We start from the raw sequence: 24,352 nt of genomic DNA on the forward strand, positions 1-24,352 counted from the left end.
TGGCCCTCTCCCCAACCCCTCTCCCGGAGGGCGAGGGGCTAGTGTGCGTTCCCAGGAGGAGGGTATTCATGCCACGTCTCCCTGCTGCAGGCGGTGCAGGCGCGAGTAGTGCCCGGCCTGGTGGCTGAGCAGTTCGGCATGGCTGCCCTGCTCGACGATCTGGCCACGGTCCATGACCAGGATGCGGTTGGCATCGCGCACCGCGGACAGACGGTGGGCGATGATGATCACCGTGCGGCCCTGGCAGATGGCCTGCATGTTCTGCTGGATGACCCGTTCGGACTCGTAGTCCAGGGCGCTGGTGGCTTCGTCGAAGATCAGGATGCGCGGGTTGCCGATCAGGGCGCGGGCAATGGCGATGCGCTGGCGCTGGCCGCCGGAGAGCGAGGCGCCGTGCTCGCCGACCACCGTGTCGTAGCCTTCCGGCAGCTCGAGGATGAATTCGTGGGCGCCGGCCATCCGGGCCGCCTGCATCACCGCGTCGATGGGCGCACCGGGATCGGTCAGGGCGATGTTTTCGCGGATGCTGCGGGCGAACAGCATGTTGTCCTGCAGTACCACACCGATCTGCCGCCGCAGCGAGGACACGTCGGCCAACGCCAGGTCCATGCCGTCGACCAGCACCCGCCCGCGCTCCGGGGTGTAGAGGCGCTGCAGCAGGCGGGTCAGGGTGCTCTTGCCGGAGCCGGAGCGCCCGACCACGCCGATCACCTCCCCCGCCTCGATGGTCAGGCTGACGCCGCGCAGCACTTCGGAGCCGTCCGGGCGGTAGCGGAATTGCACCTGGTCGAATTCGACCTGCCCCTTGAGCGGCGGCAAGGCGCTGCGCGAGGCCTGGGACATTTCCGTGCGGCTGTTGAGGATGTCGCCCAGGCGCTGCACCGAGACGCCGGTCTGCTGGAAGTGGGTCCACAATTGCGCCAGACGCATGATCGGCTGCGACACGCGGCCGGCCAGCATGTTGAAGGCGATCAACTGGCCCACGCTCAGTTGCCCCTCGATCACCAGGCGTGCGCCCAGCCACAGGGTGGCCACGGTGACCAGCTTGCCCACCAGCCCCACGCTCTCGTTGGCCAGGTTGGACAGGTTCTGGGTCTTGAAACTCGCCGCCACGTAGCCGGCGAGCTGGTTGTCCCATTTGCGGCCCACCTGCGGTTCCACCGCCATGGACTTGAGGGTGTCGATGCCGTTGACCGTTTCCACCAGGAACGCCTGGTTCTCCGCGCCGCGGCTGAAGCTCTCGTTCAGGCGCGCGCGCAACAGCGGGGTGATCAGCAGCGAGATGATGAAATACAGCGGCAGCGACAGGATCACCACCAGGGTCAACCAGCCGCTGTACAGGAACATCACGGCGATGAACACCACCGAGAACAGCACGTCGAGCAACAGGGTGATGGCGTTGCCGGTGAGGAAGCTGCGGATGTTTTCCAGCTCGCGCACCCGCGCCACCGAATCGCCCACCCGGCGCGCCTGGAAATAGGCCAGCGGCAGGGTCACCAGGTGGCGGAACAGGCGCGAGCCCAGCTCGACGTCGATACGGCTGGCGGTATGCGCGAAGACATAGCTGCGCAGCCCCGACAGCAGGGTCTCGAAGAGCATGATGCCGAGCAGGCCGATGGCGATCACGTCCAGCGTGGTCAGGCCCCGGTGCACCAGCACCTTGTCCATCACCACCTGGAAGAACAGCGGCGTCAGCAGCGCGAAGATCTGCAGCACGAAGGACACCAGCAGCACTTCGCCGAGCAGCTTGCGGTACTTGACGATGGCCGGGATGAACCAGGTGAAGTCGAACTTCGACAGCTCGCCGCTCAGCGAGGCTTCGGAGCGGATCAGCAGCAACTCGCCGGTCCAGCGCGCCTGCAGCTCATCGAGCCCGAGCACCTCGGGCCGTTGCGCACGCGGGTCGTGGATCAGCGCCTTGTCCTCGTCCAGGCGGGCGATGATGAAGAAACGCCCTTCGTCATCCGAGGCGATCGCCGGCAAGGGCGTATGGCCGAGCCGCGACAGCGAACTGCGCGCGGACTTGGCCTTGAGGCCGAGTTTCTTGGCCGCCAATAGCAGTTCGGCGCGGCCAAACAGGCGGCCGTCTTCGGCATATTCGTGGGCGAGTTGTTCGGCAGAAGCGGCGACGTTGTGGAAACGCGCCAGCATGACCAGGCAGGCCAGGCCGGTATCCACGGGCTCGGGGGTGGCTGAATCGTTCAGCATCTATCGCATCCATGCACAGGAAATGGCAAAGCGCCATCCATTGCCCGCGGATATTACGCCGCCGGCGCCGCAGCGCAATCGGCAAATGATCGATGCACGTCACACAATGAAGAAAAATAGTGAACCGCTGCAAAGCCCGCACTAGAGGCGTGCGAGAAACATACCGGGGCTGTTTGTAACCCGGGTCGAGCGCAGCGACACCCGGGAGAGGCTACCTGGGTATCGCTGCGCTCAACCCAGGCTACGGGCTCACGGCCAGGCATATGCCGCGAGCTTGCCGGCACCCTTGGGTGGATCGGGGCGCGTAGCCAACGCGAAGCTTGTTCAGCGTGGCTGAAGCACCAAAGCATTCATGGATGGCAGCACCGCGTGGAAGACGCTTCGCGGTCTTCCACCCTACTCGCTGCAAGCACCTACAGCCGGAGTTCGGATCCACTCGGGCAGGAGCTGCGACCTCGCAGCGAATGGCAGCCATGCCGCGAGATAGCTGGACGGCCGCCATCGCATCGCCCCGAGGTCGGGGCTCCTACAGCGGGGCCCTTTGATCTTGCACGCCGGGGATCAAGACGGTATCCCCCCAACCCTACGCCTGCAGGCTCTTGTCCAGTACCTCTTCGATTTCGCGCTTGATCTTGCCGCTCATGGCCGACAGCAGCAGGCCGAGATCGAGCTGCAGGTGCACGCGATCCTCGCCTACTTCTATATGGCCATTGGCGCCACTGCGCTTGAATTCCAGGGTGTCGCCGTGCCACTGGTAGCGCACGTCGTATTCCCGGGCCAGGCGCTCGGCCAGTTGCTCGGCCTTGTCGCGGGCGGCCTCGCGCCCCAGGTTATGCGGACGTTCGACGGTGATTCTGGCCATCAAGGCTCTCCTGACTGCGAGCTAGGTAGGGGTGACTATACAAGAAAGCATCCCCCGCCATCCCCAGCGCCGGGGCATGCAGCTTGCGCGGCGGTTTTCGGTTTAGAATGACGGCCACTGAAGTTTCAGCCTCTCGGGTTTAGGAAAGGGCGACATGAACGATCCGCGCAAGAACGACGGCAGCGAACCCACCACCCACTTCGGCTTCCAGGACGTCCCGGAAAGCCAGAAGGCGGAGAAGGTCGCCGAAGTGTTCCACTCGGTGGCCGCCAAGTACGACCTGATGAACGACCTGCTCTCCGGCGGCATGCACCGGCTGTGGAAGCGCTTCACCATCGAGCTGTCCGGCGTGCGCAACGGCAACCGTGTGCTGGACATCGCCGGCGGCACCGGCGACCTGGCCCGGCAGTTCTCGCGTCTGGTCGGCGAAAGCGGCGAAGTGGTGCTGGCCGATATCAACGAATCCATGCTCAAGGTCGGCCGCGACCGCCTGCTCGACCGCGGCGTGGCCGGCAATGTCCGCTTCGTCCAGGCCGATGCGGAAAAACTGCCGTTCCCGGACAATCATTTCGATTGCGTGACCATCGCCTTCGGCCTGCGCAACGTCACCCACAAGGACGCCGCCATCGCCTCCATGCTGCGCGTGCTCAAGCCCGGTGGCCGCCTGCTGGTGCTGGAGTTCTCCAAGCCCAGGAGCAACCTGCTGTCCAAGGTCTACGACACCTATTCGTTCAACTTCATGCCGCTGATGGGCAAGCTGATCACCAATGACGCCGACAGCTACCGCTATCTGGCCGAATCGATCCGCATGCACCCGGATCAGGACACGCTCAAGGCGATGATGCAGGCCGCCGGCTTCGACCGCGTGACCTACCACAACATGACCGGCGGCATCGTTGCCCTGCACCGCGGCATCAAGCCCTGATGCTGAGCCAGGCCCTGTTCGCCAGTGCCGAGCGCGGCCTCAACCGCGTACTCGCCCTGGACAGCACCGCACTGGCGCGCCTGGCGCGCCTGGGCGGCCGGGTGATCGCGGTGGACTGTCCGGCACCGGCCGTGCAGTTGTACATCCTGGCCGATGGCTCAGGACTGCGCCTGGCCGGCCAGTGGGCCGGCGAGATCGACTGCCGCCTGCGCGCGCCGGCCAGCAGCCTGCTGCGCCTGGCCCTGGCCAGGGACAAACAGGCCGTGCTGCACGGCCCCGAGGTGCACCTCGATGGCGACAGCGGCGTGCTGCTGGAACTGGCCGGCATCCTCCAGGATCTCGACCTGGACTGGGAATACCAGCTGGCGCGCTGGCTCGGCCCAGTGGCCAGCCCGCTGCTCGCCGGCCATCTGCGCAGCAGCACCGTCTGGGCCAGCCGCAGCGTCGACAGCCTGCGCCTGAGCCTGGCCGATTACCTCAGCGAAGAATCACGCAGCCTGGTCGGCCAGCGCGAAGCCGATGCCCGCTTCGCCGAGCTGGATCGACTCAAGCTCGCCCTCGACCGTCTCGACGCGCGCATCGAGCGCCTCGCCCAACGCCATAAGCCCATCGCATGAAGCTGCTCGCCGTCCGTCGCCTGTTGCGCATCCTGCGCGTCGTCATCCGCTACCGCCTGGATGACCTGCTGTTCGCCCTGCCCCTGCCGTTCTGGCTACGCGCGCCACGGGTGCTGCTGCCGTGGCGCTGGCTGCCGCGCCGGGCCTCGCCGCTGAACCGCGGCGAACGCCTGCGCCTGGCACTGGAAGAGCTAGGGCCGATCTTCATCAAGTTCGGCCAGTTGCTGTCCACTCGCCGTGACCTGCTGCCGCCGGATATCGCCGATGAGCTGACCCACCTGCAGGATCGCGTACCACCGTTCGACCCGGCCCAGTCCCTGGCGCTGATCGAGGCCCAGCTCGGGGTCAGGGTCGGCGAAGCCTTCGCCCGCTTCGACACCGAGCCCCTGGCCTCGGCCTCGGTCGCCCAGGTGCACGCCGCGCAGCTGAAGAGCGGCGAGGACGTGGTGGTCAAGGTGGTCCGCCCGGGCCTCAAGCCGGTGATCAAGGCCGACATGGCCTGGCTGTTCCTGCTCGCCAAGCTGGCCGAACGCGCCTCCGCCGAAGCCCGCCGCCTGCACCCGGTGGACGTGGTCAGCGATTACGAGAAGACCATCTACGACGAGCTCGACCTGCTGCGCGAGGCGGCCAACGCCAGCCAGTTGCGGCGCAACTTCGAGGGTTCGCCACTGCTCTACGTGCCGCAGGTGTACTGGGACTGGTGCCGGCCCAAGGTGCTGGTGATGGAGCGCATCTACGGCATCCAGGTCACCGACCTGGCGACCCTGGCCGACCAGCGCACCGACATGAAACTGCTGGCCGAACGCGGCGTGGAAATCTTCTTCACCCAGGTCTTCACCCACAGTTTCTTCCACGCCGACATGCACCCCGGCAACATCTTCGTCAGCACCCGCCAGCCGTGGAACCCGCAGTACATCGCCATCGACTGCGGCATCATCGGCAGCCTCACCCCCGAGGACCAGGACTACCTGGCGCGCAACCTGGTGGCCTTCTTCAAGCGCGACTACCGCAAGGTGGCGCAATTGCACATCGACTCCGGCTGGGTGCCGCAGGAAACCCAGGTCAACGATTTCGAGGCGGCGATCCGCACCGTCTGCGAGCCGATCTTCGAGCGCCCGCTCAAGGACATCTCCTTCGGCCTGCTGCTGATGCGCCTGTTCCAGACCGCGCGGCGCTTCAACATGGAGATCCAGCCGCAGCTGGTGCTGTTGCAGAAGACCCTGCTCAATATCGAAGGCCTGGGCCGCCAGCTGTACCCCGACCTCGACCTGTGGAGCACCGCCCAGCCGTTCCTCGAGCGCTGGATGCGCGAGCGGGTCAGCCCGCGCAACCTGCTGCACAACCTGCAGAGCCAGGTCGAGCAGGTGCCGCACCTGGCCAACATGACCCGCAGCCTGCTCGAGCGCATGGCCCAGCCCCATGCCGACGACCCGCCACCGCCCTGGCGCGAGCGCGACGGCTGGGCGCTGCGCCTGATCGGCGCGGCACTGATCGGCGGCGGCGTGGTGCTGGCCCTGGGCGTCGCCAGCCTGAGCGAACCGAGCCTGGCCTGGCCGGCCTGGCTGATGAGCGCCTGCGGCCTGTACCTGATCCTGCGCCGATAGCCAGCCAGGGTCCTGGCTGGCACACTTGACCCGAGACCTGACGCCGCCGAGGGCGTCGCGAATACGGAATAGCGATGAACGACTGGCTAGATGCAATCAACTGGAACGAGGACGGCCTGGTGCCGGCCATCGCCCAGGATCACCGGACAGGCCGCGTGCTGATGATGGCCTGGATGAACCGAGAGGCCCTGAGCCTCACCGCCACCGAGCAGCGCGCCATCTACTGGTCGCGCTCGCGTGGCAGACTGTGGCGCAAGGGCGAAGAGTCCGGGCATGTACAGAAACTGCACGAACTGCGCCTGGACTGCGACGCCGACGTGGTCATCCTGATGGTCGAGCAGATCGGCGGCATCGCCTGCCACACCGGCCGGGAAAGCTGCTTCTACCGGGTCTTCGACAACGGCGCCTGGAAAGTCGTCGATGCCGTTCTGAAAGATCCGCACACCATCTATGCCCCGGAACATCGCCATGACTGATACGCTCAAGCGTCTGGCCGAGGTACTGGAGTCGCGCAAGGGCGCGGCGCCGGACAGCTCCTACGTGGCCAGCCTGTACCACAAGGGTCTGAACAAGATCCTGGAAAAGGTCGGCGAAGAATCGGTGGAAACCATTCTCGCCGCCAAGGATGCAGCCGCCAGCGGCGACTGCAGCGACCTGATCTACGAAACCGCCGACCTGTGGTTCCACAGCCTGGTCATGCTGGCCGCGCTCGACCAGCATCCGCAGGCGGTGCTCGACGAGCTGGATCGGCGTTTCGGACTCTCCGGGCACGCGGAAAAGGCCGCGCGCACGGACGACAGCAACCAATAGAGACTCTGACGAGGACAGCAAACATGGGCATTTTCGATTGGAAACACTGGGTAGTCATCCTTATCGTCGTGGTGCTGGTGTTCGGCACCAAGAAGCTCAAGAACCTCGGCTCCGACCTGGGTGAAACCATCAAGGGTTTCCGCAAGGCGATGAACGAGGAAGAAGGCAAGCCGGCCGAGCCGCAGGCGCAGCAACCGCATCAGCAACAGGCGCCGCTGAACCAGCCGCACACCGTCGAGGGCCAGGCCAGCAAGGTCGAAGAGCCGGTTCGCAAGGACTGAGGAACAGCCATGTTCGGTATCAGTTTCAGCGAGCTGCTGCTGGTGGGGCTGATCGCCCTGCTGGTGCTCGGCCCCGAGCGCCTGCCCGGCGCCGCGCGCACCGCCGGCCTGTGGATCGGCCGCCTCAAACGCAGCTTCCACGCCATCAAGTCCGAGGTCGAGCGCGAGCTCGGCGCCGACGAGATACGCCGCCAGCTGCATAACGAGCGCATCCTCGACCTGGAGCGGGAAATGAAAGCGGTGAAGCACGATATCCTGCCGCCGAACACGCCGTCGCAGACCGCCAACACGCCGCCAGCCGAGCCCGCTGCCGAGCCTGACATGCCGCAGCCAACGCCCCCCGCCGCCAGCCAGGACAAGACGCACCAGCCATGAGTCGATTACCCGACAACGACCAGGAAATGCCGCTGGTTTCCCACCTCACCGAACTGCGCACGCGCCTGCTGCGTTGCGTGGCGGCCGTCTTCCTGATCTTCGCCGGTCTGTTCTACTTCGCGCAGAAGATCTACACCCTGGTCTCCGCGCCGCTGCGCCAGTACCTGCCGGAAGGCGCGACGATGATCGCCACCGATGTGGCCTCGCCGTTCCTCACGCCGTTCAAGCTGACCATGATCGTCGCCGTGTTCCTGGCCATGCCGGTGATCCTGCATCAGGTCTGGGGCTTCATCGCGCCAGGGCTGTACAAGCACGAGAAGCGCATCGCCATCCCGCTGCTGGTCTCCAGCATCGTGCTGTTCTACGGCGGCATGGCCTTCGCCTACTTCCTGGTGTTCCCGATCATCTTCCACTTCTTCGCCAGCGTGACCCCCGAAGGCGTGTCGATGATGACCGACATCGCCAGCTACCTCGATTTCGTCATGACCCTGTTCTTCGCCTTCGGCGTGGCCTTCGAGATTCCCGTGGCCGTGGTGCTGCTGATCTGGATCGGCGTGGTCGACGTCGAGTACCTGCGCAAGATCCGCCCCTACGTGATCATCGGCTGCTTCGTGGTCGGCATGATCCTGACACCGCCGGACATCTTCTCCCAGACCCTGCTGGCAGTGCCCATGTGGCTGCTGTTCGAGCTGGGCATCCTCGCCGGCAGCCTGATCCGCAAGCGTCGCGGCGAACCCGAGGATGAGGAAACCCCGGCCGACCAGCCGCCCAGCACCCAGTCATGAACCTGCTGCTGCTCGAGGACGGCGATTTCATCGCCGCCGACCGGGTGCGCCTGAGCGGGCGCCGCCTGACCCATCTGCACGAGGTGCACCGCGCCGAACACGGCGACACCCTGCGGGTCGGCCGCCTTGGTGGCGACATGGGCCGGGGCCGGCTGCTGCAGCTGGATGCCGACAGCGCCGAACTGCAGGTCGGCTTCGACCAGCCGCCGCCGGCCAAGCTGCCGGTCACCCTGCTGCTGGCCCTGCCGCGGCCGAAGATGCTCCGCCGCGTGCTGCAGAGCGTCGCCGCCATGGGCGTGCCGCGGCTGATCCTGCTCAACAGCTACCGGGTGGAGAAAAGTTTCTGGCAGACCCCCTTTCTCGAACCCGCGGCGATCCGCGAACAACTGATCCTGGGCCTGGAACAGGCGCGCGACACGCGGCTGCCCGAGGTGATCATCGAGAAACGCTTCAAGCCCTTCGTCGAAGACCGTCTGCCGCAACTGGCCAGCGGCAGCCTGGGACTGGTCGGCCACCCGGGCGACCATCCCGCCTGCCCGCGCGCCGTGGAGCAGCCGGTGACCCTGGCCATCGGCCCGGAAGGCGGCTGGATTCCCTACGAAGTGGACAAGCTGGCCGAGGCCGGCCTGCAGCCGGTACAGCTCGGCGAACGCATCCTGCGCGTGGAGACGGCGGTGACCGCCCTGCTCGCCCGCCTGTTCTGAGCAGAACCCCGGGTTACGGCGCGTGGCCAGCCCCGATGCACTGTAGGAGCCCCGCCCCCGGGGCGATAACGATAGCGGCCATCCTGCGAAACCGCGGCGTGGCCACCATTCGCCGCGGGGGCGCGGCGCCTACGAGAAACCGCTTCATGCCCTGCGAATGCCACATCGACCACAGCGGCGACCGATTCGAATACCCGTAGCCTGGCGTTGAGCGCAGCGATACCCAGGGGCGTTTTCCCGGGTGTCGCGGCGCTCGACCCGGGCTACCCGAAATGAGGGATGGCGTCGCGATTTGGCGCCGGCGCCGCTCCTGCCTATGATGGGCGCTCCGCGCCCACAAGGAGCTGCCATGCGCCGTCTGCTCACCGGCATCAGCGTCACCCTCTTGCTGCTGCTCAACACCCTGATTTTGATCGGCCCGATGCTGCTGATCGCCCTGGGCAAGTTCATCCTGCCGGGCAAGGCATTGAAGGCCGCCAGCTCACGGGGGGTGATGTGGGTCGCCGAGTTCTGGGCCGAGAACTGCAAGCGCGTGTTCGCCGCCCTGACCCCCACCGACTGGGATATCCGGGGCGGCGGCCAGCTCAGCCGCGAGCGTTCCTACCTGGTGATCAGCAACCACCAGTCGTGGGTCGACATCCCCGCCCTGGTGCAGGCGTTCAACCGCAAGACGCCCTACTTCAAGTTCTTCCTCAAGCAGCAACTGATCTGGGTGCCGTTCCTCGGCCTGGCCTTCTGGGCCCTGGACTACCCGTTCATGAAGCGCTATTCCAAGGCCTTCCTGCAGAAGAACCCGCACCTGAAGGGCCAGGATCTGCTGATCACCCGGCGCGCCTGCGAGAAATTCAAGGAGCTGCCGGTTACCGTGGTCAATTACCTCGAAGGCACCCGCTTCACCCCGGCCAAGCAGGCCCAGCAGGGTTCGCCCTACCAGCACCTGCTCAAGCCCAAGGCCGGCGGCGTGGCCTTCGTCCTCGCCGCCCTGGGCGAACAGCTCGATGCGGTGCTGGATGTCACCGTGGTCTATCCGGGTGCGCACAAGCCGGGCTTCTGGGACCTGATCAGCGGCCAGGTGCCGCGGGTGATCGTCGACATCCACACCCGCGAACTGGACCCGGCGCTGTGGCAGGGCGACTACGAGAACGACCCCGAATTCCGCCAGTACCTGCAGGGCTGGGTCAGCGACCTGTGGCAGGAGAAGGATCGACGCATCGCCCAGCTCAGGGACGAGTCGCCGGCGGTCTGACTCAGCCGGCGGCCATCGCCGCCAGCAGGCGCTCGCCGTCGAGCGCCGGGCACAGGCCGGCCGGCTTGTGCATCGGCGCCGCCTCGGCGGCCAGCATGGCGTTGAGCACCGCTTCGTCGGTGCCCTGCACGGCGGCCAGGTAGAAGGCGTCGAAGCATTCGTCGTTGAGGTAGTCGAGTTGCTGGCGGCTGGCGGACAGCTGCGGCAGCGGGCGCGGGTTGGCGACACTGAAGGCGAGGAAGATGTCGCCGGAGTTGTTGCCGCCCGGGGTGCCGGCCAGGCCGATGCCCAGACCGGCCCGCCGGGCCAGGCGCCGCAACTGGTGCGGCAGCATCGGCGCATCGGTGGCGATGACCACCACGATGGAGCCGCGCTCGCGCTCCAGGCCGGCCGGCAACGGCTCGCCCAGGCGCTGGCCGACCGGCACGCCGAGCACCCGGAACCAGTCGCGCAGGCCATGGTTGGCCTGCACCAGCACGCCGACGGTGTAGGTCTCGCCATCCACCTCGACGCGCCGTGACGCGGTGCCGGTGCCGCCCTTGAAGCCGTAGCAGATCATGCCGTTGCCGCCGCCGACGTTGCCCTCGGCGATGACGCCGTCCCGCGCCGCGTCCACCGCCGCGCGAGCATCGGCTTCGCTGACGTGCAGACCGTTGATGTCGTTGATCACCCCGTCGTAGGTCTCGGCGACCACCGGCATGGCCCACAGGTGGTGGTCGCGCCAGGCCGCCGCGTAGTGCTCGATCATCCAGCGCGTGGCCGCCTGGTGGACGATGCCGACGCTGTGGGAGTTGGTCAGGCACAGCGGGCCGACGAAGTAGCCGCCGTCCTCGATCCAGTGGGTACCGGTCATCTCGCCATTGCCGTTGAGGGCGGAGAATCCCGCCCACACCGGCTGCGGCTCGGGCGCGTAGCCACGGGGCAGGATCGCGGTGACCCCGGTCTGGATGCGCCGCCCCGTGGCCGACTCGCCGGTGAGCGTGCGGTAGCCGACCCGGACGCCGGGCACGTCGGTGATGGCATTGCAGGGACCCGGCTGGCCGGGAAAGGCCAGGCCGAGGGCACGGGCGCGGAGTTTAGCCATGGGAGTCATCCTGGGTCGATGCGGGTTTGCGGTTGCGCAGGTACAGGCCGAGGGCGGCGATCAGCAGCGAGGCGAGCAACAGCAGGGTGGCGATGGCATTGATCTCGGGCTTGATGCCGCGGCGGATCATGCCGTAGATGAAGACCGGCAGCGTGGTCGAGTCGACCCCGGCGATGAAGTAGGTGATCACCAGGTCGTCCATGGAGATGATGAACGCCAGCAGCGCGCCGCCGACCACCCCGGGGAGGATCTGCGGCAGGGTGATGCGGCGGAAGGTGACCCAGGCCGAGGCGCCCAGGTCGGCCGAGGCTTCCTCCAGGCGCGTGTCCATGCCGGCCAGGCGGGCGCTGACGATGAGGAACACGTAGCTGATCAGGAAGGTGCAGTGGCCGATGACGATCGACAGCGTGCCCAGCGGCATGCCGACGCCGACGAAGAAGATCAGCAGGGCGATGCCGAGGACGATGTCCGGCATCAGCATCGGCATGAACAGCAGCAGCCGGTAGAAACCGCGCAGGCGGAAGCGGTAGCGCGCCAGGGCCAGGGCGGTGAGCGTGCCGATCAGCGTGGAGATCGCCGTGGTGCACAGGGCCACCACCAGGCTGGTGCGCAGCGAGGCCAGCAACTGGTCGGTGGACTCGACGTACAGGGCGTTCTCGCTGAGGCTGTTGGACAGGCCGAACAGCGAGCGGTACCAGTCCAGCGTGGCGCCGCTCCAGATCATCATGTTGATCGGGTTGGCGTTGAACGAGTAGACGACGATGAGCACGATGGGCAGGTAGAGGAACACGAACAGCGCCAGGCTGTAGCCGCCCAGCAGGCGGCGGCCGAGGCGCTCGAGCAGGGGCTTCATGCGCGCACCTCGCGCTTTTCCGAACGGCCCAGGGCGAACACGTAGAGCATCAGGCAGACCAGTACCGCGGCCATGAGCAGCATCGCCAGGGCGGCGCCGAACGGCCAGTTGCGCGCGGCGAGGAACTGCTGTTCGACCAGGTTGCCGATCATCAGCACCCGGGCGCCGCCGAGCAGCGACGGCACGATGAAATTCCCCAGGCTGGGAATGAAGACGATGATCGAACCGGCCGCGATGCCCGGCAGGGTCAACGGCAGGATCACCCTGCAGAAGCTCTGCCAGCGGCTGGCGCCCAGATCGGCCGAGGCTTCCAGCAGGCGCCGGTCGAGTTTCTCGACGCTGGCGTAGAGGGGCATGAACATGAACGGGATGAAGATGTAGGTCATGCCGATCAGCACTGCCGTTTCGCTGTAGATCAGATCCAGCGGCCGGTCGCTGAGCCCCAGCCCCTGCAGGGCGCTGTTGATGAAGCCGCTGGGACGCAGGATCAGCACCCAGGCATAGAGCCGCACGATCAGGCTGGTGAAGAACGGCAGGGTGATCAGGAACAGGCAGAAGTTGCGCATCCGCGGCGGCTGCCGCGCCACCCAGAAGGCCGCCGGGTAGCACAGCGCCAGGGTCAGCAGCACGGTGATCGCCGCCAGCTTGAACGAGCGCAGGATGATCGCCAGGTACACCGGGTCGAAGTCCTCCTGGCTGCCATCGGCCCAGCCCAGCACGCGGCCGAAGTTGTCCGGGTACAAGGTCCATTCCACACCGCCGTAGAGCCCGGGCTCGAGCAGGCTGTAGACGGCCATGATCGCCAGCGGGGCGAGGAAGAACACGCCGATGATGACGCTCGCCGGGCTGAGCAGGGCGAGCAGACGCAGGTATTGGCCAGGCATCAGGCGCCTCCGGGAATCAGGTGCGCCGCCGTATGGGCGTACCAGAGTCGCAACGCGCTGCCCGGATGCAGGCGCTGCAGGGCCTGGCGCGCGGCATCGCGCACCACGGCCTTGACCGCCTTGCCGCGGGTGCTGCGCAGCAGCACTTCGAAATCCTTGCCGATGAACACGGTCTGCTCGACCACGCCCTCGAGCGCCGCATAGCCGCCCCCGGGGCAATCCAGGTGAAACTGTTCCGGGCGCAGCAGTACCTGCGCCCGCTGCCCGACCTGCAGTCCGTCGGCGGCGACCTGCAGCAGATCGCCCTGCTCGTCGACCAGGTAGGCGATGCCCTGGTCGCAGGCGCTGACCCGGGCGGCGAACAGATTGCTCTCGCCGATGAAGCCGGCGACGAAGGCGTTGGCCGGGCGGTCGTAGATCGCCGCCGGCGCGCCGACCTGCTGGACGTGACCGGCGTTGAGCACGACGATGCGGTCGGACATGGTCAGCGCTTCTTCCTGGTCATGGGTGACGAAGACGAAGGCGATGCCCAGCTCGTGCTGCAGGTTCTTCAGTTCGCGCTGCATGCTCTGACGCAACTGCCGATCCAGCGCCGACAGCGGTTCGTCGAGCAACAGCAGCGCCGGCCGGTCGACCACCGCGCGGGCCAGGGCGACCCGCTGTTGCTGGCCGCCGGACAGTTGCCCGGGCTTACGTTTCTCCAGGCCGCCGAGGCCGACCAGTTCCAGCGCCGCCGCGACCCGCTGGCGCTGCTCCGCCTTGCCGACGCCACGCACGTCCAGGGCATAGCCGACGTTGTCGCCGACGCTCATGTGCGGGAACAGGGCATAGCTCTGGAACACCGTGTGCACCGGACGCTTGTGCGGCGGCACGCCGTTCATGCTGCGCCCCTGGATCAGCAGGTCCCCGCCATCGAGCTGCTCGAAGCCGCTGAGGGCACGCAACAGGGTGGTCTTGCCGCAGCCCGACGGCCCCAGCAGGGTGACGAACTCGTTGGCGCCGACGCTCAGGTCGATGCCGTCGAGGGCGCGCACGGCCTGCCCTTCCGGGGTGCGGTAGTGCTTGATGGCGGCACGGATCTCGACCACGGGTGTGGTCTGGGTGAAAACGCTCATGAACGACTCCAGGGAAAGGTAGGAGCAGTCGCGGCTGCAGCCCCTCCCACAAGAAAGTGGGAGTCCGTGGGAGGGGCTTCAGCCGCGATCCGCCAACACGCGGCGACCTCAGTTGGCGGTACGCACCCGCGTCCAGGCCCGGTCGTACTGTTTCAGATCCTTGCCCAGGTCAGTGAACAGTTGCAGCCTGGCCATCACCTCGGCCGGCGGATTGACCTGCGGGTCGTCGCGCAGCTCGGCCGGCAGCAGCTTCAAGGCTTCCCGGTTGGGCGTGCCATTCATCTGCTGCGCGGTGTTGAGCGCGGCGATCTCCGGCTGCAGGAAGAACTCCATGAAGCGCTTGGCGTTGGCCTTGTTCGGCGCGCTCTTGAGCACGCAGATATCTTCCTGGTACATGGTCGCGCCGCCCTTGGGGATCACGTAGGCCAGGTTCTCGGGGTCCTGCCTGACGTACATCATGGCGCCGACGAAGTAGTGCGCCGCGGCCACGTCGCCGGACTGCACCATGGGGACGCTGTCGTAGGTGAAGGCGGAGACCAGCGGCTTGCGCGCCAGCAGCCAGTCCTGGGCCAGCTTGAGGTCGGCGGGGTCGGTGCTGTTGACCGACTTGCCGCTCTCGATCAGGCCGACGCCCAGGGTTTCGCGCATGTCGTCGAGGAGGATGACCTTCTTGCCGGCTTCGGCCTCGGCGAAGAAGTCGGCCCAGCTCTCGATCGGCTTGCTCACCTTGTTGCGGTTGTAGAGGATGCCCACCGAACCCCAGGCATAGGGCATGCAATACTCGCCCCGGGGGTCGGACTTGGCGCGCAGGAAGGCCGGATCGATATTGGCGAACGCCGGGCTCTGGTTGATGTCGGTCTTTTCCAGCAGGCCCAGGGCGGCCAGGGTGTCCTGCATGTGCACCGACGGGAAGACGATGTCGTAGCCCTTGGCGCCGGCCTGCAGCTTGGCGAGCATCTCTTCGTTGCTGCCGTAGGTGTCGAGCGACACCTTGATCCCGGTTTCCTCGGTGAAGCGGGTCAGCACCTGCGGGTTGATGTAATCGCCCCAGTTGTACAGGTGCAGCGCTTCGGCCGCCTGGGCGGCTGCGCCGCAGGTGAGCAGGCCGCCGAAGGCGGCGCACAGGGAAAGATGACGCAGGGGACGCGAAGTGAGCATGTGCCTGTTCTCCACTGTTATGGCCACACCGGATGCGGCGTGGCCGTTGCTTGTTGCGGCAGGACGTGCAAAACCAGACGACACGGGGCAAGGTCTTGGATTGCCTTGCTTGATCCGTACAGCGCGACCCGGGTCTTGTGCGCTGTGCGACGAGCATAGAATATATTTATTCCAAACATCAACACCATGACATTTAAATTCCAAAAATCACCCATCGACCAGCCGGAGCCAGGCCATGCTCGATAGCAAGATGGAACATCTGGAAGGCAAGCTGACGCCGGCCGAACGCACCCTGTGGGCCTACATCCAGGCCAACCTGGAGACCCTCGCCTTCGAGAACGGCGCCAGCCTGGCGCAAAAGAGCAAGGTCAGCCCCAATACCGTCAGCCGTTTCCTGCGGCGCCTCGGCTACAAGGGCCTGAAGAGCCTCAAGGAAGAACTGCGCGACGAGGTCCGCGTGCAATCACTGCTCAACACCACGCTGATCGACCGCGTCGAACAGCAGCCCGACGATCTGCTGGCCCATCTCAACGAGGAGATCGAGGCGCTCAGCGCCTTCGCCAACCAGCTCGGCAGCCAGCACTGGCAGGACATCGTCGCCCGGGTCAGCCAGGCCGAACGGGTGTTCGTCTGCGGCTTCCAGACCATCCGCGGGCTGGCCGAGGACTTCGCCAACCGCCTGGCCCTGGTGCGCTCGGGCGTGGAGTTCCTCGACCTCTACAGCGGCGTGCTCGGCCAGTGGATCGACAGCCACAACCAGCGCTGCTGCGTGATCCTGATCGACATCGCGCCCTATGCCGAGGCCGGCGTCGCCTTCGCCAACAACTGCCTGCAGCAGGGCACCGACCTGGTGGTGTTCACCGACGAGTACGGCATCGCCCGGCACATCGACACCCCCCACATCATCACCATGAAGACCAAGACCGGCCTGATCCTGGAGTCCACCGGCGGCCTGACCAGCGCCCTCAACGTGCTGCTGCACTGCGTGGCCAGTTCGCGCAAGGATCAGCTCAAGGAGCGCCTGGCGGCGTACCGCGCGCGGGTGGAAAGCCTGAAGCTGTACCGACCCTGAGCCCGACCCCACGCGGTTGCGCCCATGGTGGTTACCCCGCCACGTGGATCGTGACCGGAGTACGGCTTGCCCCGTAGCCTGGGTCGAGCGCAGCGATACCCAGGGGGACGGTTTCCCGGGTGTCGCTGCGCTCGACCCGAGCTACGGATAGCGTTCGACTCGCCAGATTCGTGTGGGAGCCGCGACCCCGCGGCGATTGGTGGCCGTGACACGGTTTGTGGAAAGGCCGCCAGCGCCTCGCGCCGGGGTCGACGCTCCTACGGACGCCGAACGGCTCTGGCAGGCCATAAAAAATGGCCGGGAGCCATTTTTAACGTCGCTGGCGACAGCCCGCAGGGTGGCCGCCAGGGATGGCAGGCCATAAAAAAGCGCATGCCGGCATTAGTTATTGTTATGGCGAAACCCGCCTGCCGCTGAAAGCCGCTGGGTACACTCGAGGCTATTCAACGGGGAGGGTTCACCATGAAATCGACAAACCTGCTGCGTGGCGCCGGCCTGCTGCCCATGATCACGTTGTCCGCCGTGTGCCTGCTGGCATCGGGCCACAGCTGGGCGGAGCGCACACTGCGTGTCGCCCACGCCTCGAGCGGCGACAGCCTGGTCAACCAGGCGATGACGCGCTTCGCCGCCGAACTCGAGGCCAGAAGCGGCGGCGAGTTGAAAGCCAGGGTGTTCCCCGATGGACAGCTGGGCGATGAAGGCCCGATCGCCGAATCCGTGGGCATGGGCTCGATCGACATCGGCCTGGGTGGCGTGGTCGAACCCATCGACCCGAGGCTGAACGTGGTCACCCTGCCCTTCCTGTTCCAGGATGCGGCCAATGTCTATGCCTTCTTCGATACGGACGCCGGCAAGGAAGTACTGGGCTTCGGCCACGATCACGGTTACAAGGTGCTGGCCCCACTGGACTCGGGCTTCCGTCAGTTCGTCGGCAGCCGCAAGGCCATCGTCACACCCGCGGATCTGGCCGGCATGAAGGTGCGCACGCCGCCGATGCCGACCATCCTCGCCACCATGAAGCAGTTCGGCGCCCTGGCCCAGTCGATTCCCTACGGCGAGGTCTACACCTCGCTGCAATCCGGCGTGGTCGACGGCGCCGAACCGGAGGCCCGCGACTACTACGACCAGAAGTGGTACGAGCCGGCAGGCTACCTGTCGATCGCCAACTACCTGTGGTCGGCGAACTGGTGGTACATGAACCTCGACACCTACGAAAGCCTCGAGCCGGCCCAGCGCGACGCGCTCGATGCCGCCGTGGCCGATGTCACCGCCTGGTACCGCGGCCAGCTGGGCGCCGTGACCGAGCAGGTGATCGCCGAGCTGCAGACCAAGGGCGTCAAGGTCAACCAGGTCGATACCGCACCGTTCGGGGCCATGGCCGGCCCGGTGTACGACACCTTCGCCAGGGAATGGGGCGACGAACTCATCCAGCGCGTGCGCAGCGCCGCCGCAGCCAGCGCCCAGCCCTGAAGGAGCCCGCATGAGTCAGTTGCCTGAAACCAGCGCCCGGCAAGGCTGGGGCGAGCGCGTGTTGTGCCTGATCGGTGGGTTGCTGTTTATCGCCACCTTCACCGCCATCGTGGCGGGCATGGCCGCGCGCAGCTTCAAGCTGTCGGGCTTCGAGTGGTCGTTCGAGATCGCCGGCATCGGCTTCATCTGGATCACCTTCATCGGCACCGCCATCGCCGAGCTGCGCGGTGAGAACGTCTGCTTCGACGGCCTGTTGAAGCTCATGCCGGCCCGTGCCCAGCACGCCATGACGGTGCTCTGCGCCGTGTTGCTGGCCGGCGTGTCCGGCTGGCTGCTGTACAGCGCACTGGCGGTGCTCAAGCGCTCGGCCTGGGTTCCCACGCCGGTGCTGCGCTGGCCCACCGGCATCACCACCCTGGCCCTGATCAGTTGTGCGGTGGTTCTGCTGCTGATCGCGGCCATCCGTCTGTTCAAGGTATTTTCCGGCCGCGGCCGCGTACTGGGAGCGACCCGATGATCATCGCCCTGCTGTTCGGTGGCTTCTTCCTGTTCCTCCTGCTGGGCGTGCCGGTGGTCTGGTCGATGGCCGCCGCTACCATCATCACCCTGATCTTCGGCGATGTCGGCGTACCGGTGGGCTGGCTGGCGCAGCAGACCATCCGCGGCGCCGACTCGCTCTCGCTGATGGCCATTCCGCTGTTCCTGTTCGCCGGCGAGCTGATGAACCGCGGCGGCCTGACCCGGCAGATCATGCGCATCGCCGAGCACCTCTTCGGGCGCTTTCGCGGCGGGCTCGGCCTGGTCAACGTGGCCACCTCGTTCGTCTACGGCGGCCTGACCGGCTCGGCCACCGCCGACACCGGCGCAGTGGCCAAGGTGATGATCCCGGCCATGGAGGAGCGGGGCTATCCCAAGGCCTTCGCCGCCGCGGTCACGGCGGCGTCCGGCACCCTGGGCATCATCCTGCCGCCGAGCGTGGTGTTCATCATCTACGGCGTGCTGACCAACACCTCCATCGGCGGCCTGTTCATGGCCGGCATCCTGCCGGGCGTGCTGCTGGCGCTGACCTTCATGGTCGCCGCCTACGTGGTCGGCGTGAAGGAGAACTTCCCGCGCCAGGACACCCGGCCGAGCTGGCGGCGCCTCTTCCTCGACCTGCGCGCGGCGCTGCCGGCGCTGCTGATGCCGCCGCTGATTCTCGGCTCGATCGTCAGCGGCCTGGCCACGGCCACCGAGGCAGCGGCGCTGTCAGTGATCTACGCCCTGCTGGTCGGCGCGCTGGTCTATCGCGAGCTGTCCTGGGACGTGCTCTGGCCCTCGATCATCGAAGCGGTCAGCACCACCGGGGCGATCATGATCATCATGGCCGTGGCGGTACCCTTCAGCTGGCTGCTGACCGTGGAGCAGGTGCCACAGACCATCGCCACCTGGATCACCAGCCTGCATGGCGGCGCGGTGGTGGACATCGTCCTGGTCATTCTCGCCCTGGTGGTGGTCGGCCTGTGGCTGGATCTGGGCCCGGCGCTGATCATCCTCGCGCCGATCCTGGTGCCGATCGCCCAGAGCGCGGGCCTGGAACCCTACCAGATCGGCGTGCTGTTCACCGTCACCCTCGGCGTCGGCCTGTTCACCCCGCCGGTGGGCACCAACATCTTCGTCGTCTGTAACGTCGCCAAGCTGAGCATCGGCGCGGTATCGCGGCGCCTGGTGCCGTTCTGGGTGGCCAGCGCCGTGGCCATCGTGCTGCTGGTGATCTTCCCCGAACTCACCGAGTGGCTGCCGAGAATGGCCGGTTACTGAACCCCCTTTATCACTGAACCGCTCTACCCGACTTCAAGGAAACCATGCGATGCACCATCTCGTTGGTGGAATATCCAGCGCCGGCCGCGCTTTGCCCGCTCTGGACGGAATCCCCTTTCTGGCACAGCGTGCCGCGGCCCATCAGGTCTGGGATACGAATGGCCGCGCCTATATCGATACGGCCATGGGCTTCGGCGCGGCCAAGCTCGGCCATGCCGACCCGGACGTGCTGGACGCGGTGACCGAGGCGCTGCGACGCGCGCCCATGCCATCCTACGCCCACGCCCTGGAGGAGCAGGCGGCCAGCGCGCTGGCGAGCTGTACTGGCGCGCTGGATCAGGTGATCTTCGTCAACACCGGCAGCGAAGCGGTGCACCTCGCCTGCCGTGCCGCCCGGGCCTATACCGGGCGCAAGCTGGTGGCCAAGTTCGCCGCCGGCTACGACGGCTGGTACGACCCGGTCGCCTTCGGCAACGCCGCCAGCGCCGACGCCGAGATGCCCGGCGCGCGGCCGGTGAAGGACGGCATGACCCTGCTGCGCTACAACGACTTCGACGACATCGAGCGATTGTTCGCGCAGCACCCCGACATCGCCGCGGTGCTGCTCGAGCCGATGCTGGCCAACGCCGGCTGCGTGGTTCCGGCGCCCGGTTATCTGGAGCGGCTGTGCAAGAGCGCCCACGCCCATGGCGCACTGGTGATCCTCGACGAAGTGCTGATGGGCTTCCAGGTGCGCGCCGGGCTGTTCAGCCAGGCCTTCGCGGTGGACGCCGACCTGGCCTGCGTCGGCAAGGCGATAGGCAGTGGTATTCCGGTCGCGGCGGTGCTGGGAACGGCAGAGGTCATGCGCGGATTCGAAACCGGCAACGTCGTGCGCGCCGGTACCTACAGCGGCAACCCACCGGCCTGCGCCGCCGTGCTGGCGACGCTCGGCAAGCTCAAGCGCTTCGACTACGCGACGCACCAGGCCGACGGCAACTGGTTGCGCCAGGCGCTGGAGCGGGTCTTCGCGCGTAACGGCCTGGCGCTGAGCACCAGCGGCTATGGCAGCGTCTTCAGTTGCTGGCACGCGCCACGGGCACCGCGCGATTACAGCGAGGCCAGCGCCTGGCTGAACCCGCAACGCTCGCTGGACCTGCACCTGGCACTGCGCCGGCGCGGCCTGCTGACGATGCCCGCCGGATACGGGCGCATCTACCTCTCGGTCACCCATACCCGTGCCGTGCTGGAGCAGATGCTGGAGATATTCGGCGAAGTGGCCGACGCCTGGGCCTAGCAAGCATTTGGCCCATAAAACGGCGGTTTGCCCCGGCTCTGTGGGAGCCGCGACCCCGCGGCGATGGGGGGTCGCAACGCGAATCCCGCGGTATGGCTGCCATCGCATCGCGCCGAGGTCGACGCTCCTACCCGGGCGGCGGTTTGCCGCTCTTCTACAGGCGCACCCTGCTCCTGCAAAGACCTTGTCTTCATGCCGAACCGAGCCGCATCCGGCAATCGCCGCGGGGGCGCGGCTCCTACACGAGCGCGGCCGTCACCGACCTGTAGGAGCCCCGACCTCGGCGCGATGCGATAGCGGCCATTGCGCTAGCTTCGTTCGCGTTAGATAGAGCGCTCAGGCGATGGCGACCTGGCAGCTATCGGCGTCGAATTGCTGCTCGATGAAGTGCGCCAGGCGGCGCACGGCCAGGCGCGCGCCACTCGGCATGACCAGGGCGAGCTCCTGGCTGGCGAGGGCGGGCAGGCCCTCTTCGGGGCCGAGAATGCGCCAGTCGGCGGGTATCGCCGTGGCAGGCAGCAGGGTCAGCGCCTCGCCCATGCGAATCGCGGCCTGCACCCCCTGGATATGCGACGAGGTACAGACGATACGCCACTGGCGCCCGGCCCGGTCGAGGGCCGCTATGGCCTTGGGCCGCGCCCGGCAGCCCTCGGGGAACAGCACCAGCGGCAAGGGCGAGAGCAGTTCCGGTCGCCTGTCCGGATGCGTGCACCAGAGCAGGGCCTCACGCTTGAGCAGCACTCCGATGGGGCGATCCTTCTCCCGGGAAATGATGGCCATGTCCAGGGTGCCATCCTGCAGCATCTGCTCCAGGCGGTAGGAGAAATCACAGATCACTTCGACCTGGGCATCGGCCTGCCGTAGCGGATAATCGCGCAGCAGCAACGAGCCGATGCTTTCCAGGTAATCGTCGGGCATGCCCACCCGAATGCGTGTCGCCTCGCTTTCTCCCAGCGCGAACAGCGCCTCGTCCTCCAGCTCGCGGATGCGCCGTGCATAGCCGATCAGCAGCTCACCGGCACGGGTCAGGCTGACGCCACGCCGCGAGCGTTCGACCAGCCGCTTGCCCAGGCGATCTTCCAGGCGCGAGATCATCAGGCTCACGGCGGCCTGGGTCTTGCCGATATGTTCACCTGCCGCCGTGAAGCCGCCGTGATCGATGACCGCGACGAAAGCGGCCAGGGCATCGGTATCGAGGTGGCGCATGGGGATGCTCCGAATACAGCCTGGAAGGGGCTATGCAAAGCAAGTTCCGTTCCCCGGCCAGCCACGCCATCGCGGCGCGCCGTGTTCAATCGGGCAGGATCATGTGCCCCGACTCGTCCAGCGGCGCGAAGGGGTTGTGGGCCAACTCCCACACATGTCCATCGGGGTCGGCGAAATAACCGGAGTAGCCACCCCAGAAGACCTTCTCCGGTGCCTTGAGCAGTGTGCCTGCGCAAGCGATGGCGTGGGCCATGGCGGCGTCCACCGCCTCCGGGCTTTCCAGGTTGTGCGCCAGGGTCACGCCGGAAAAGGCCGGCTTGCCCGGTTGCTCGTCGATGTTCGCGTCCCGGGCCAGTTCATCCCGGGCGAACAGCGCCAGCACGAGCCCCTTGAGCTTGATGAAAACGATCTGCTCCTGGGAGGCCGAGGAGCGTTTCCAGCCCAGTCGCTGGTAAAACGCCGCGCTGGCTTGAACGTCGTCGACGCCAAGGGTGATCAGGGAAATGCGTCGGTCGAAGGACATGCCGGTCTCCAGTGATGGGGGCTCTACACGCCCTGGTCATGTCGAGGCCAGGGCCATGGCAACGATGAAGTATCGCACGCGTAGGAGCCCCGACCTCGGGGCGATGCGATGGCAGCCATACAGCGGGATTCGCGGTGCGACCACCCATCGCCGCGGGGGCGCGGCTCCCACACACCTGAGCAACGCCATAGCCGCTTCCGAAACCTGGCAGCGGAGCCGGCTGGCCCCGCTCCCGGCTGGCTTCACGCCGCGCTGAACAGCCTGTGCGGGTCGATGACGAATTTCTTCGGTACGCCGGCATCGAACTCGCCGTAACCCCGTGGCGCATCGTCCAGGCTGATCACCTGCACGCCGACCACCTCGGCGATGTTGATGCGGTCCCACATGATCGCCTGCATCAACTGGCGGTTGTACTTCATCACCGGGGTCTGGCCGGTGTGGAAGCTGTGCGACTTGGCCCAGCCCAGGCCGAAACGGATGCTCAGGCTGCCGATCTTCGCCGCCGCGTCCACCGCGCCCGGGTCTTCGGTGACGTACAGACCGGGAATACCGATCTTGCCGGCGACCCGCACCACGCCCATCAGCGAGTTGAGCACGGTGGCCGGCGCTTCCTGCTGCGCCCCGGCGTGGCCATGGCCACGGGCCTCGAAGCCCACCGCGTCGACGGCGCAATCCACTTCCGGCTCGCCCAGCAGGGCGGCGATCTGTTCGTGCAGCGGCGTGTCCTGGGACAGGTCGGCGATCTCGAAGCCCTGGGCCTTGGCGTGCTGCAGGCGGGTCGGGTTGACGTCGCCGACGATCACCACCGCCGCACCGAGCAACCGTGCCGAGGCCGCGGCGGCCAGCCCCACCGGGCCGGCGCCGGCGACGTAGACGGTGCTGCCCGGGCCGACCCCGGCGGTGACCGCGCCGTGGTAACCGGTGGGCAGGATATCGGACAGGCAGGTCAGGTCGCGGATCTTCTCCATGGCCTTGTCGCGATCCGGCAGTTTCAGCAGGTTGAAGTCGGCATAGGGCACCAGCACATATTCGGCCTGGCCGCCGGTCCAGTCGCCCATGTCGACGTAGCCGTAGGCGCCGCCGGCGCGCGCCGGGTTGACCGTCAGGCAGACGCCGGTGTGCTGTTCCTTGCAGGAGCGGCAGCGGCCGCAGGCGACGTTGAACGGCACCGACACCAGGTCGCCGATCTTCAGGTTCTCGACGTCGCTGCCCTTCTCGACCACCTCGCCGGTGATCTCGTGACCCAGCACCAGGCCGACCTGGGCCGTGGTACGGCCGCGCACCATGTGCTGGTCGGAGCCGCAGATATTGGTGGACACCACCTTGAGGATCACCCCGTGCTCGATCTTGCGACCACGCGGGTCCTGCATTTTCGGATAGTCGATCTTCCGTACCTCGACCTTGCCTGCGCCGAGGTAGACGACACCGCGATTACCGGACATAGCTGTTCTCCTTTCTTGTTGTGGATACAAAGGCGTGGCGGGTGCCACGCGA

25 protein-coding genes are annotated in these 24,352 nt (G+C 66.8%); 15 read left to right on the forward strand and 10 right to left on the reverse strand.

Annotated elements, in window-relative coordinates; genetic code table 11:
- Positions 1-66: 66 nt before the first annotated feature.
- Both DNK34_RS11025 and DNK34_RS11030 read right to left on the reverse strand, forming a co-directional pair.
- Positions 67-2,208 carry a type I secretion system permease/ATPase gene (locus DNK34_RS11025; RefSeq protein WP_131175233.1) on the reverse strand — a complete coding sequence of 714 codons (2,142 nt, stop codon included), beginning with the start codon at positions 2,206-2,208 and terminating at the stop codon, positions 67-69.
- A 583-nt stretch (positions 2,209-2,791) separates the two neighbouring features.
- Positions 2,792-3,070: a polyhydroxyalkanoic acid system family protein gene (locus DNK34_RS11030; protein ID WP_131175234.1), complete on the reverse strand. Its 279-nt coding sequence runs from the start codon at positions 3,068-3,070 to the stop codon at positions 2,792-2,794.
- 154 nt (positions 3,071-3,224) lie between these two features.
- On the opposite strand from DNK34_RS11030, the gene ubiE reads away from it, so the two are divergent.
- The 10 genes from ubiE (at position 3,225) to DNK34_RS11080 (ending at position 10,417) form a co-directional block, all read left to right on the forward strand.
- Positions 3,225-3,995 (forward strand): bifunctional demethylmenaquinone methyltransferase/2-methoxy-6-polyprenyl-1,4-benzoquinol methylase UbiE, encoded by a 771-nt coding sequence (gene ubiE / locus DNK34_RS11035; protein WP_131175235.1) that lies wholly within the window; start codon positions 3,225-3,227, stop codon positions 3,993-3,995.
- Positions 3,995-4,612 (forward strand): ubiquinone biosynthesis accessory factor UbiJ, encoded by a 618-nt coding sequence (locus DNK34_RS11040; RefSeq protein WP_131175236.1) that lies wholly within the window; start codon positions 3,995-3,997, stop codon positions 4,610-4,612. The genes ubiE and DNK34_RS11040 overlap by 1 nt, the downstream gene beginning before the upstream one ends.
- The gene (ubiB, locus tag DNK34_RS11045; protein ID WP_131175237.1) at positions 4,609-6,216 is read left to right on the forward strand and encodes a ubiquinone biosynthesis regulatory protein kinase UbiB; all 1,608 of its coding nucleotides are present in this window, start codon (positions 4,609-4,611) and stop codon (positions 6,214-6,216) included. Before DNK34_RS11040 ends, ubiB begins: the two co-directional genes overlap by 4 nt.
- Before the next feature lie 74 nt (positions 6,217-6,290).
- A complete protein-coding gene (hisI, locus tag DNK34_RS11050; RefSeq protein ID WP_131175238.1) occupies positions 6,291-6,692 on the forward strand; it encodes a phosphoribosyl-AMP cyclohydrolase in 402 nt (133 codons plus the stop codon).
- On the forward strand, positions 6,685-7,026 hold the full coding sequence (locus DNK34_RS11055; RefSeq protein ID WP_131175239.1) for a phosphoribosyl-ATP diphosphatase: 342 nt from the start codon (positions 6,685-6,687) through the stop codon (positions 7,024-7,026). The genes hisI and DNK34_RS11055 overlap by 8 nt, the downstream gene beginning before the upstream one ends.
- 23 nt (positions 7,027-7,049) lie before the next feature.
- Positions 7,050-7,307: a twin-arginine translocase TatA/TatE family subunit gene (locus DNK34_RS11060; RefSeq protein ID WP_131175240.1), complete on the forward strand. Its 258-nt coding sequence runs from the start codon at positions 7,050-7,052 to the stop codon at positions 7,305-7,307.
- A 9-nt stretch (positions 7,308-7,316) separates the two neighbouring features.
- Complete coding sequence (gene tatB / locus DNK34_RS11065; protein ID WP_131175241.1) at positions 7,317-7,682, forward strand: Sec-independent protein translocase protein TatB; 366 nt, start codon at positions 7,317-7,319, stop codon at positions 7,680-7,682.
- Positions 7,679-8,467: a twin-arginine translocase subunit TatC gene (tatC, locus tag DNK34_RS11070; RefSeq protein WP_131175242.1), complete on the forward strand. Its 789-nt coding sequence runs from the start codon at positions 7,679-7,681 to the stop codon at positions 8,465-8,467. Before tatB ends, tatC begins: the two co-directional genes overlap by 4 nt.
- Positions 8,464-9,171 (forward strand): 16S rRNA (uracil(1498)-N(3))-methyltransferase, encoded by a 708-nt coding sequence (locus DNK34_RS11075; RefSeq protein ID WP_131175243.1) that lies wholly within the window; start codon positions 8,464-8,466, stop codon positions 9,169-9,171. The genes tatC and DNK34_RS11075 overlap by 4 nt, the downstream gene beginning before the upstream one ends.
- 349 nt (positions 9,172-9,520) lie before the next feature.
- Entirely contained in the window at positions 9,521-10,417 is an 897-nt protein-coding gene (locus DNK34_RS11080; protein WP_131175244.1) for an acyltransferase, read from the forward strand.
- 1 nt (position 10,418) lies between these two features.
- Here DNK34_RS11080 and DNK34_RS11085 read toward each other — a convergent pair whose 3' ends face one another.
- From DNK34_RS11085 to DNK34_RS11105, 5 genes are all read right to left on the reverse strand, one after another.
- Entirely contained in the window at positions 10,419-11,501 is a 1,083-nt protein-coding gene (locus tag DNK34_RS11085; protein ID WP_131175245.1) for a DmpA family aminopeptidase, read from the reverse strand.
- Positions 11,494-12,354 (reverse strand): ABC transporter permease, encoded by an 861-nt coding sequence (locus DNK34_RS11090; RefSeq protein WP_131175246.1) that lies wholly within the window; start codon positions 12,352-12,354, stop codon positions 11,494-11,496. The genes DNK34_RS11085 and DNK34_RS11090 overlap by 8 nt, the downstream gene beginning before the upstream one ends.
- The gene (locus DNK34_RS11095; RefSeq protein WP_131175247.1) at positions 12,351-13,238 is read right to left on the reverse strand and encodes an ABC transporter permease; all 888 of its coding nucleotides are present in this window, start codon (positions 13,236-13,238) and stop codon (positions 12,351-12,353) included. The genes DNK34_RS11090 and DNK34_RS11095 overlap by 4 nt, the downstream gene beginning before the upstream one ends.
- Positions 13,238-14,353 (reverse strand): ABC transporter ATP-binding protein, encoded by a 1,116-nt coding sequence (locus tag DNK34_RS11100; RefSeq protein ID WP_131175248.1) that lies wholly within the window; start codon positions 14,351-14,353, stop codon positions 13,238-13,240. Before DNK34_RS11100 ends, DNK34_RS11095 begins: the two co-directional genes overlap by 1 nt.
- Positions 14,354-14,461: 108 nt before the next feature.
- Positions 14,462-15,511, reverse strand: coding sequence for a polyamine ABC transporter substrate-binding protein (locus tag DNK34_RS11105; RefSeq protein ID WP_131175249.1), 1,050 nt, complete (start codon positions 15,509-15,511; stop codon positions 14,462-14,464).
- Positions 15,512-15,746: 235 nt separating this feature from the next.
- Here DNK34_RS11105 and DNK34_RS11110 point away from each other — a divergent pair, with 235 nt between their 5' ends.
- The 5 genes from DNK34_RS11110 (at position 15,747) to DNK34_RS11130 (ending at position 21,129) form a co-directional block, all read left to right on the forward strand.
- Positions 15,747-16,583 (forward strand): MurR/RpiR family transcriptional regulator, encoded by an 837-nt coding sequence (locus tag DNK34_RS11110; protein WP_131175250.1) that lies wholly within the window; start codon positions 15,747-15,749, stop codon positions 16,581-16,583.
- 462 nt (positions 16,584-17,045) lie between these two features.
- A complete protein-coding gene (locus DNK34_RS11115; protein ID WP_131175251.1) occupies positions 17,046-18,053 on the forward strand; it encodes a TRAP transporter substrate-binding protein in 1,008 nt (335 codons plus the stop codon).
- 10 nt (positions 18,054-18,063) lie between these two features.
- Positions 18,064-18,570 (forward strand): TRAP transporter small permease, encoded by a 507-nt coding sequence (locus DNK34_RS11120; protein ID WP_131175252.1) that lies wholly within the window; start codon positions 18,064-18,066, stop codon positions 18,568-18,570.
- Positions 18,567-19,853, forward strand: coding sequence for a TRAP transporter large permease (locus DNK34_RS11125; protein ID WP_131175253.1), 1,287 nt, complete (start codon positions 18,567-18,569; stop codon positions 19,851-19,853). The genes DNK34_RS11120 and DNK34_RS11125 overlap by 4 nt, the downstream gene beginning before the upstream one ends.
- 49 nt (positions 19,854-19,902) lie before the next feature.
- Positions 19,903-21,129, forward strand: a complete 1,227-nt coding sequence (locus DNK34_RS11130) for an aspartate aminotransferase family protein (RefSeq protein ID WP_131175254.1) — start codon at positions 19,903-19,905, stop codon at positions 21,127-21,129.
- Positions 21,130-21,465: 336 nt separating this feature from the next.
- On the opposite strand, the gene DNK34_RS11135 is transcribed toward DNK34_RS11130, so the two are convergent.
- The 3 genes from DNK34_RS11135 to fdhA all read right to left on the reverse strand — a co-directional run bounded on the left by DNK34_RS11135 (position 21,466) and on the right by fdhA (position 24,300).
- Positions 21,466-22,335, reverse strand: coding sequence for a LysR substrate-binding domain-containing protein (locus DNK34_RS11135; RefSeq protein WP_131175255.1), 870 nt, complete (start codon positions 22,333-22,335; stop codon positions 21,466-21,468).
- A gap of 85 nt (positions 22,336-22,420) precedes the next feature.
- On the reverse strand, positions 22,421-22,858 hold the full coding sequence (locus tag DNK34_RS11140) for a VOC family protein (protein WP_131175256.1): 438 nt from the start codon (positions 22,856-22,858) through the stop codon (positions 22,421-22,423).
- Positions 22,859-23,100: 242 nt separating this feature from the next.
- Positions 23,101-24,300, reverse strand: a complete 1,200-nt coding sequence (gene fdhA, locus DNK34_RS11145) for a formaldehyde dehydrogenase, glutathione-independent (protein ID WP_131175257.1) — start codon at positions 24,298-24,300, stop codon at positions 23,101-23,103.
- Positions 24,301-24,352: the final 52 nt, after the last annotated feature.

It is taken from the genome of Phytopseudomonas dryadis (genome assembly GCF_004327355.1).
GTDB lineage: Bacteria > Pseudomonadota > Gammaproteobacteria > Pseudomonadales > Pseudomonadaceae > Aquipseudomonas > Aquipseudomonas dryadis.

Excerpts from the sequence above, each read along its gene's own strand:
- DNK34_RS11025 (WP_131175233.1), bottom strand. The coding sequence starts at position 2,208 with ATGCTGAACGATTCAGCCACCCCCGAGCCCGTGGATACCGGCCTGGCC.
- DNK34_RS11030 (WP_131175234.1), bottom strand. The coding sequence starts at position 3,070 with ATGGCCAGAATCACCGTCGAACGTCCGCATAACCTGGGGCGCGAGGCC.
- ubiE (WP_131175235.1), top strand. The coding sequence starts at position 3,225 with ATGAACGATCCGCGCAAGAACGACGGCAGCGAACCCACCACCCACTTC.
- DNK34_RS11040 (WP_131175236.1), top strand. The coding sequence starts at position 3,995 with ATGCTGAGCCAGGCCCTGTTCGCCAGTGCCGAGCGCGGCCTCAACCGC.
- ubiB (WP_131175237.1), top strand. The coding sequence starts at position 4,609 with ATGAAGCTGCTCGCCGTCCGTCGCCTGTTGCGCATCCTGCGCGTCGTC.
- hisI (WP_131175238.1), top strand. The coding sequence starts at position 6,291 with ATGAACGACTGGCTAGATGCAATCAACTGGAACGAGGACGGCCTGGTG.
- DNK34_RS11055 (WP_131175239.1), top strand. The coding sequence starts at position 6,685 with ATGACTGATACGCTCAAGCGTCTGGCCGAGGTACTGGAGTCGCGCAAG.
- DNK34_RS11060 (WP_131175240.1), top strand. The coding sequence starts at position 7,050 with ATGGGCATTTTCGATTGGAAACACTGGGTAGTCATCCTTATCGTCGTG.
- tatB (WP_131175241.1), top strand. The coding sequence starts at position 7,317 with ATGTTCGGTATCAGTTTCAGCGAGCTGCTGCTGGTGGGGCTGATCGCC.
- tatC (WP_131175242.1), top strand. The coding sequence starts at position 7,679 with ATGAGTCGATTACCCGACAACGACCAGGAAATGCCGCTGGTTTCCCAC.
- DNK34_RS11075 (WP_131175243.1), top strand. The coding sequence starts at position 8,464 with ATGAACCTGCTGCTGCTCGAGGACGGCGATTTCATCGCCGCCGACCGG.
- DNK34_RS11080 (WP_131175244.1), top strand. The coding sequence starts at position 9,521 with ATGCGCCGTCTGCTCACCGGCATCAGCGTCACCCTCTTGCTGCTGCTC.
- DNK34_RS11085 (WP_131175245.1), bottom strand. The coding sequence starts at position 11,501 with ATGGCTAAACTCCGCGCCCGTGCCCTCGGCCTGGCCTTTCCCGGCCAG.
- DNK34_RS11090 (WP_131175246.1), bottom strand. The coding sequence starts at position 12,354 with ATGAAGCCCCTGCTCGAGCGCCTCGGCCGCCGCCTGCTGGGCGGCTAC.
- DNK34_RS11095 (WP_131175247.1), bottom strand. The coding sequence starts at position 13,238 with ATGCCTGGCCAATACCTGCGTCTGCTCGCCCTGCTCAGCCCGGCGAGC.
- DNK34_RS11100 (WP_131175248.1), bottom strand. The coding sequence starts at position 14,353 with ATGAGCGTTTTCACCCAGACCACACCCGTGGTCGAGATCCGTGCCGCC.
- DNK34_RS11105 (WP_131175249.1), bottom strand. The coding sequence starts at position 15,511 with ATGCTCACTTCGCGTCCCCTGCGTCATCTTTCCCTGTGCGCCGCCTTC.
- DNK34_RS11110 (WP_131175250.1), top strand. The coding sequence starts at position 15,747 with ATGCTCGATAGCAAGATGGAACATCTGGAAGGCAAGCTGACGCCGGCC.
- DNK34_RS11115 (WP_131175251.1), top strand. The coding sequence starts at position 17,046 with ATGAAATCGACAAACCTGCTGCGTGGCGCCGGCCTGCTGCCCATGATC.
- DNK34_RS11120 (WP_131175252.1), top strand. The coding sequence starts at position 18,064 with ATGAGTCAGTTGCCTGAAACCAGCGCCCGGCAAGGCTGGGGCGAGCGC.
- DNK34_RS11125 (WP_131175253.1), top strand. The coding sequence starts at position 18,567 with ATGATCATCGCCCTGCTGTTCGGTGGCTTCTTCCTGTTCCTCCTGCTG.
- DNK34_RS11130 (WP_131175254.1), top strand. The coding sequence starts at position 19,903 with ATGCACCATCTCGTTGGTGGAATATCCAGCGCCGGCCGCGCTTTGCCC.
- DNK34_RS11135 (WP_131175255.1), bottom strand. The coding sequence starts at position 22,335 with ATGCGCCACCTCGATACCGATGCCCTGGCCGCTTTCGTCGCGGTCATC.
- DNK34_RS11140 (WP_131175256.1), bottom strand. The coding sequence starts at position 22,858 with ATGTCCTTCGACCGACGCATTTCCCTGATCACCCTTGGCGTCGACGAC.
- fdhA (WP_131175257.1), bottom strand. The coding sequence starts at position 24,300 with ATGTCCGGTAATCGCGGTGTCGTCTACCTCGGCGCAGGCAAGGTCGAG.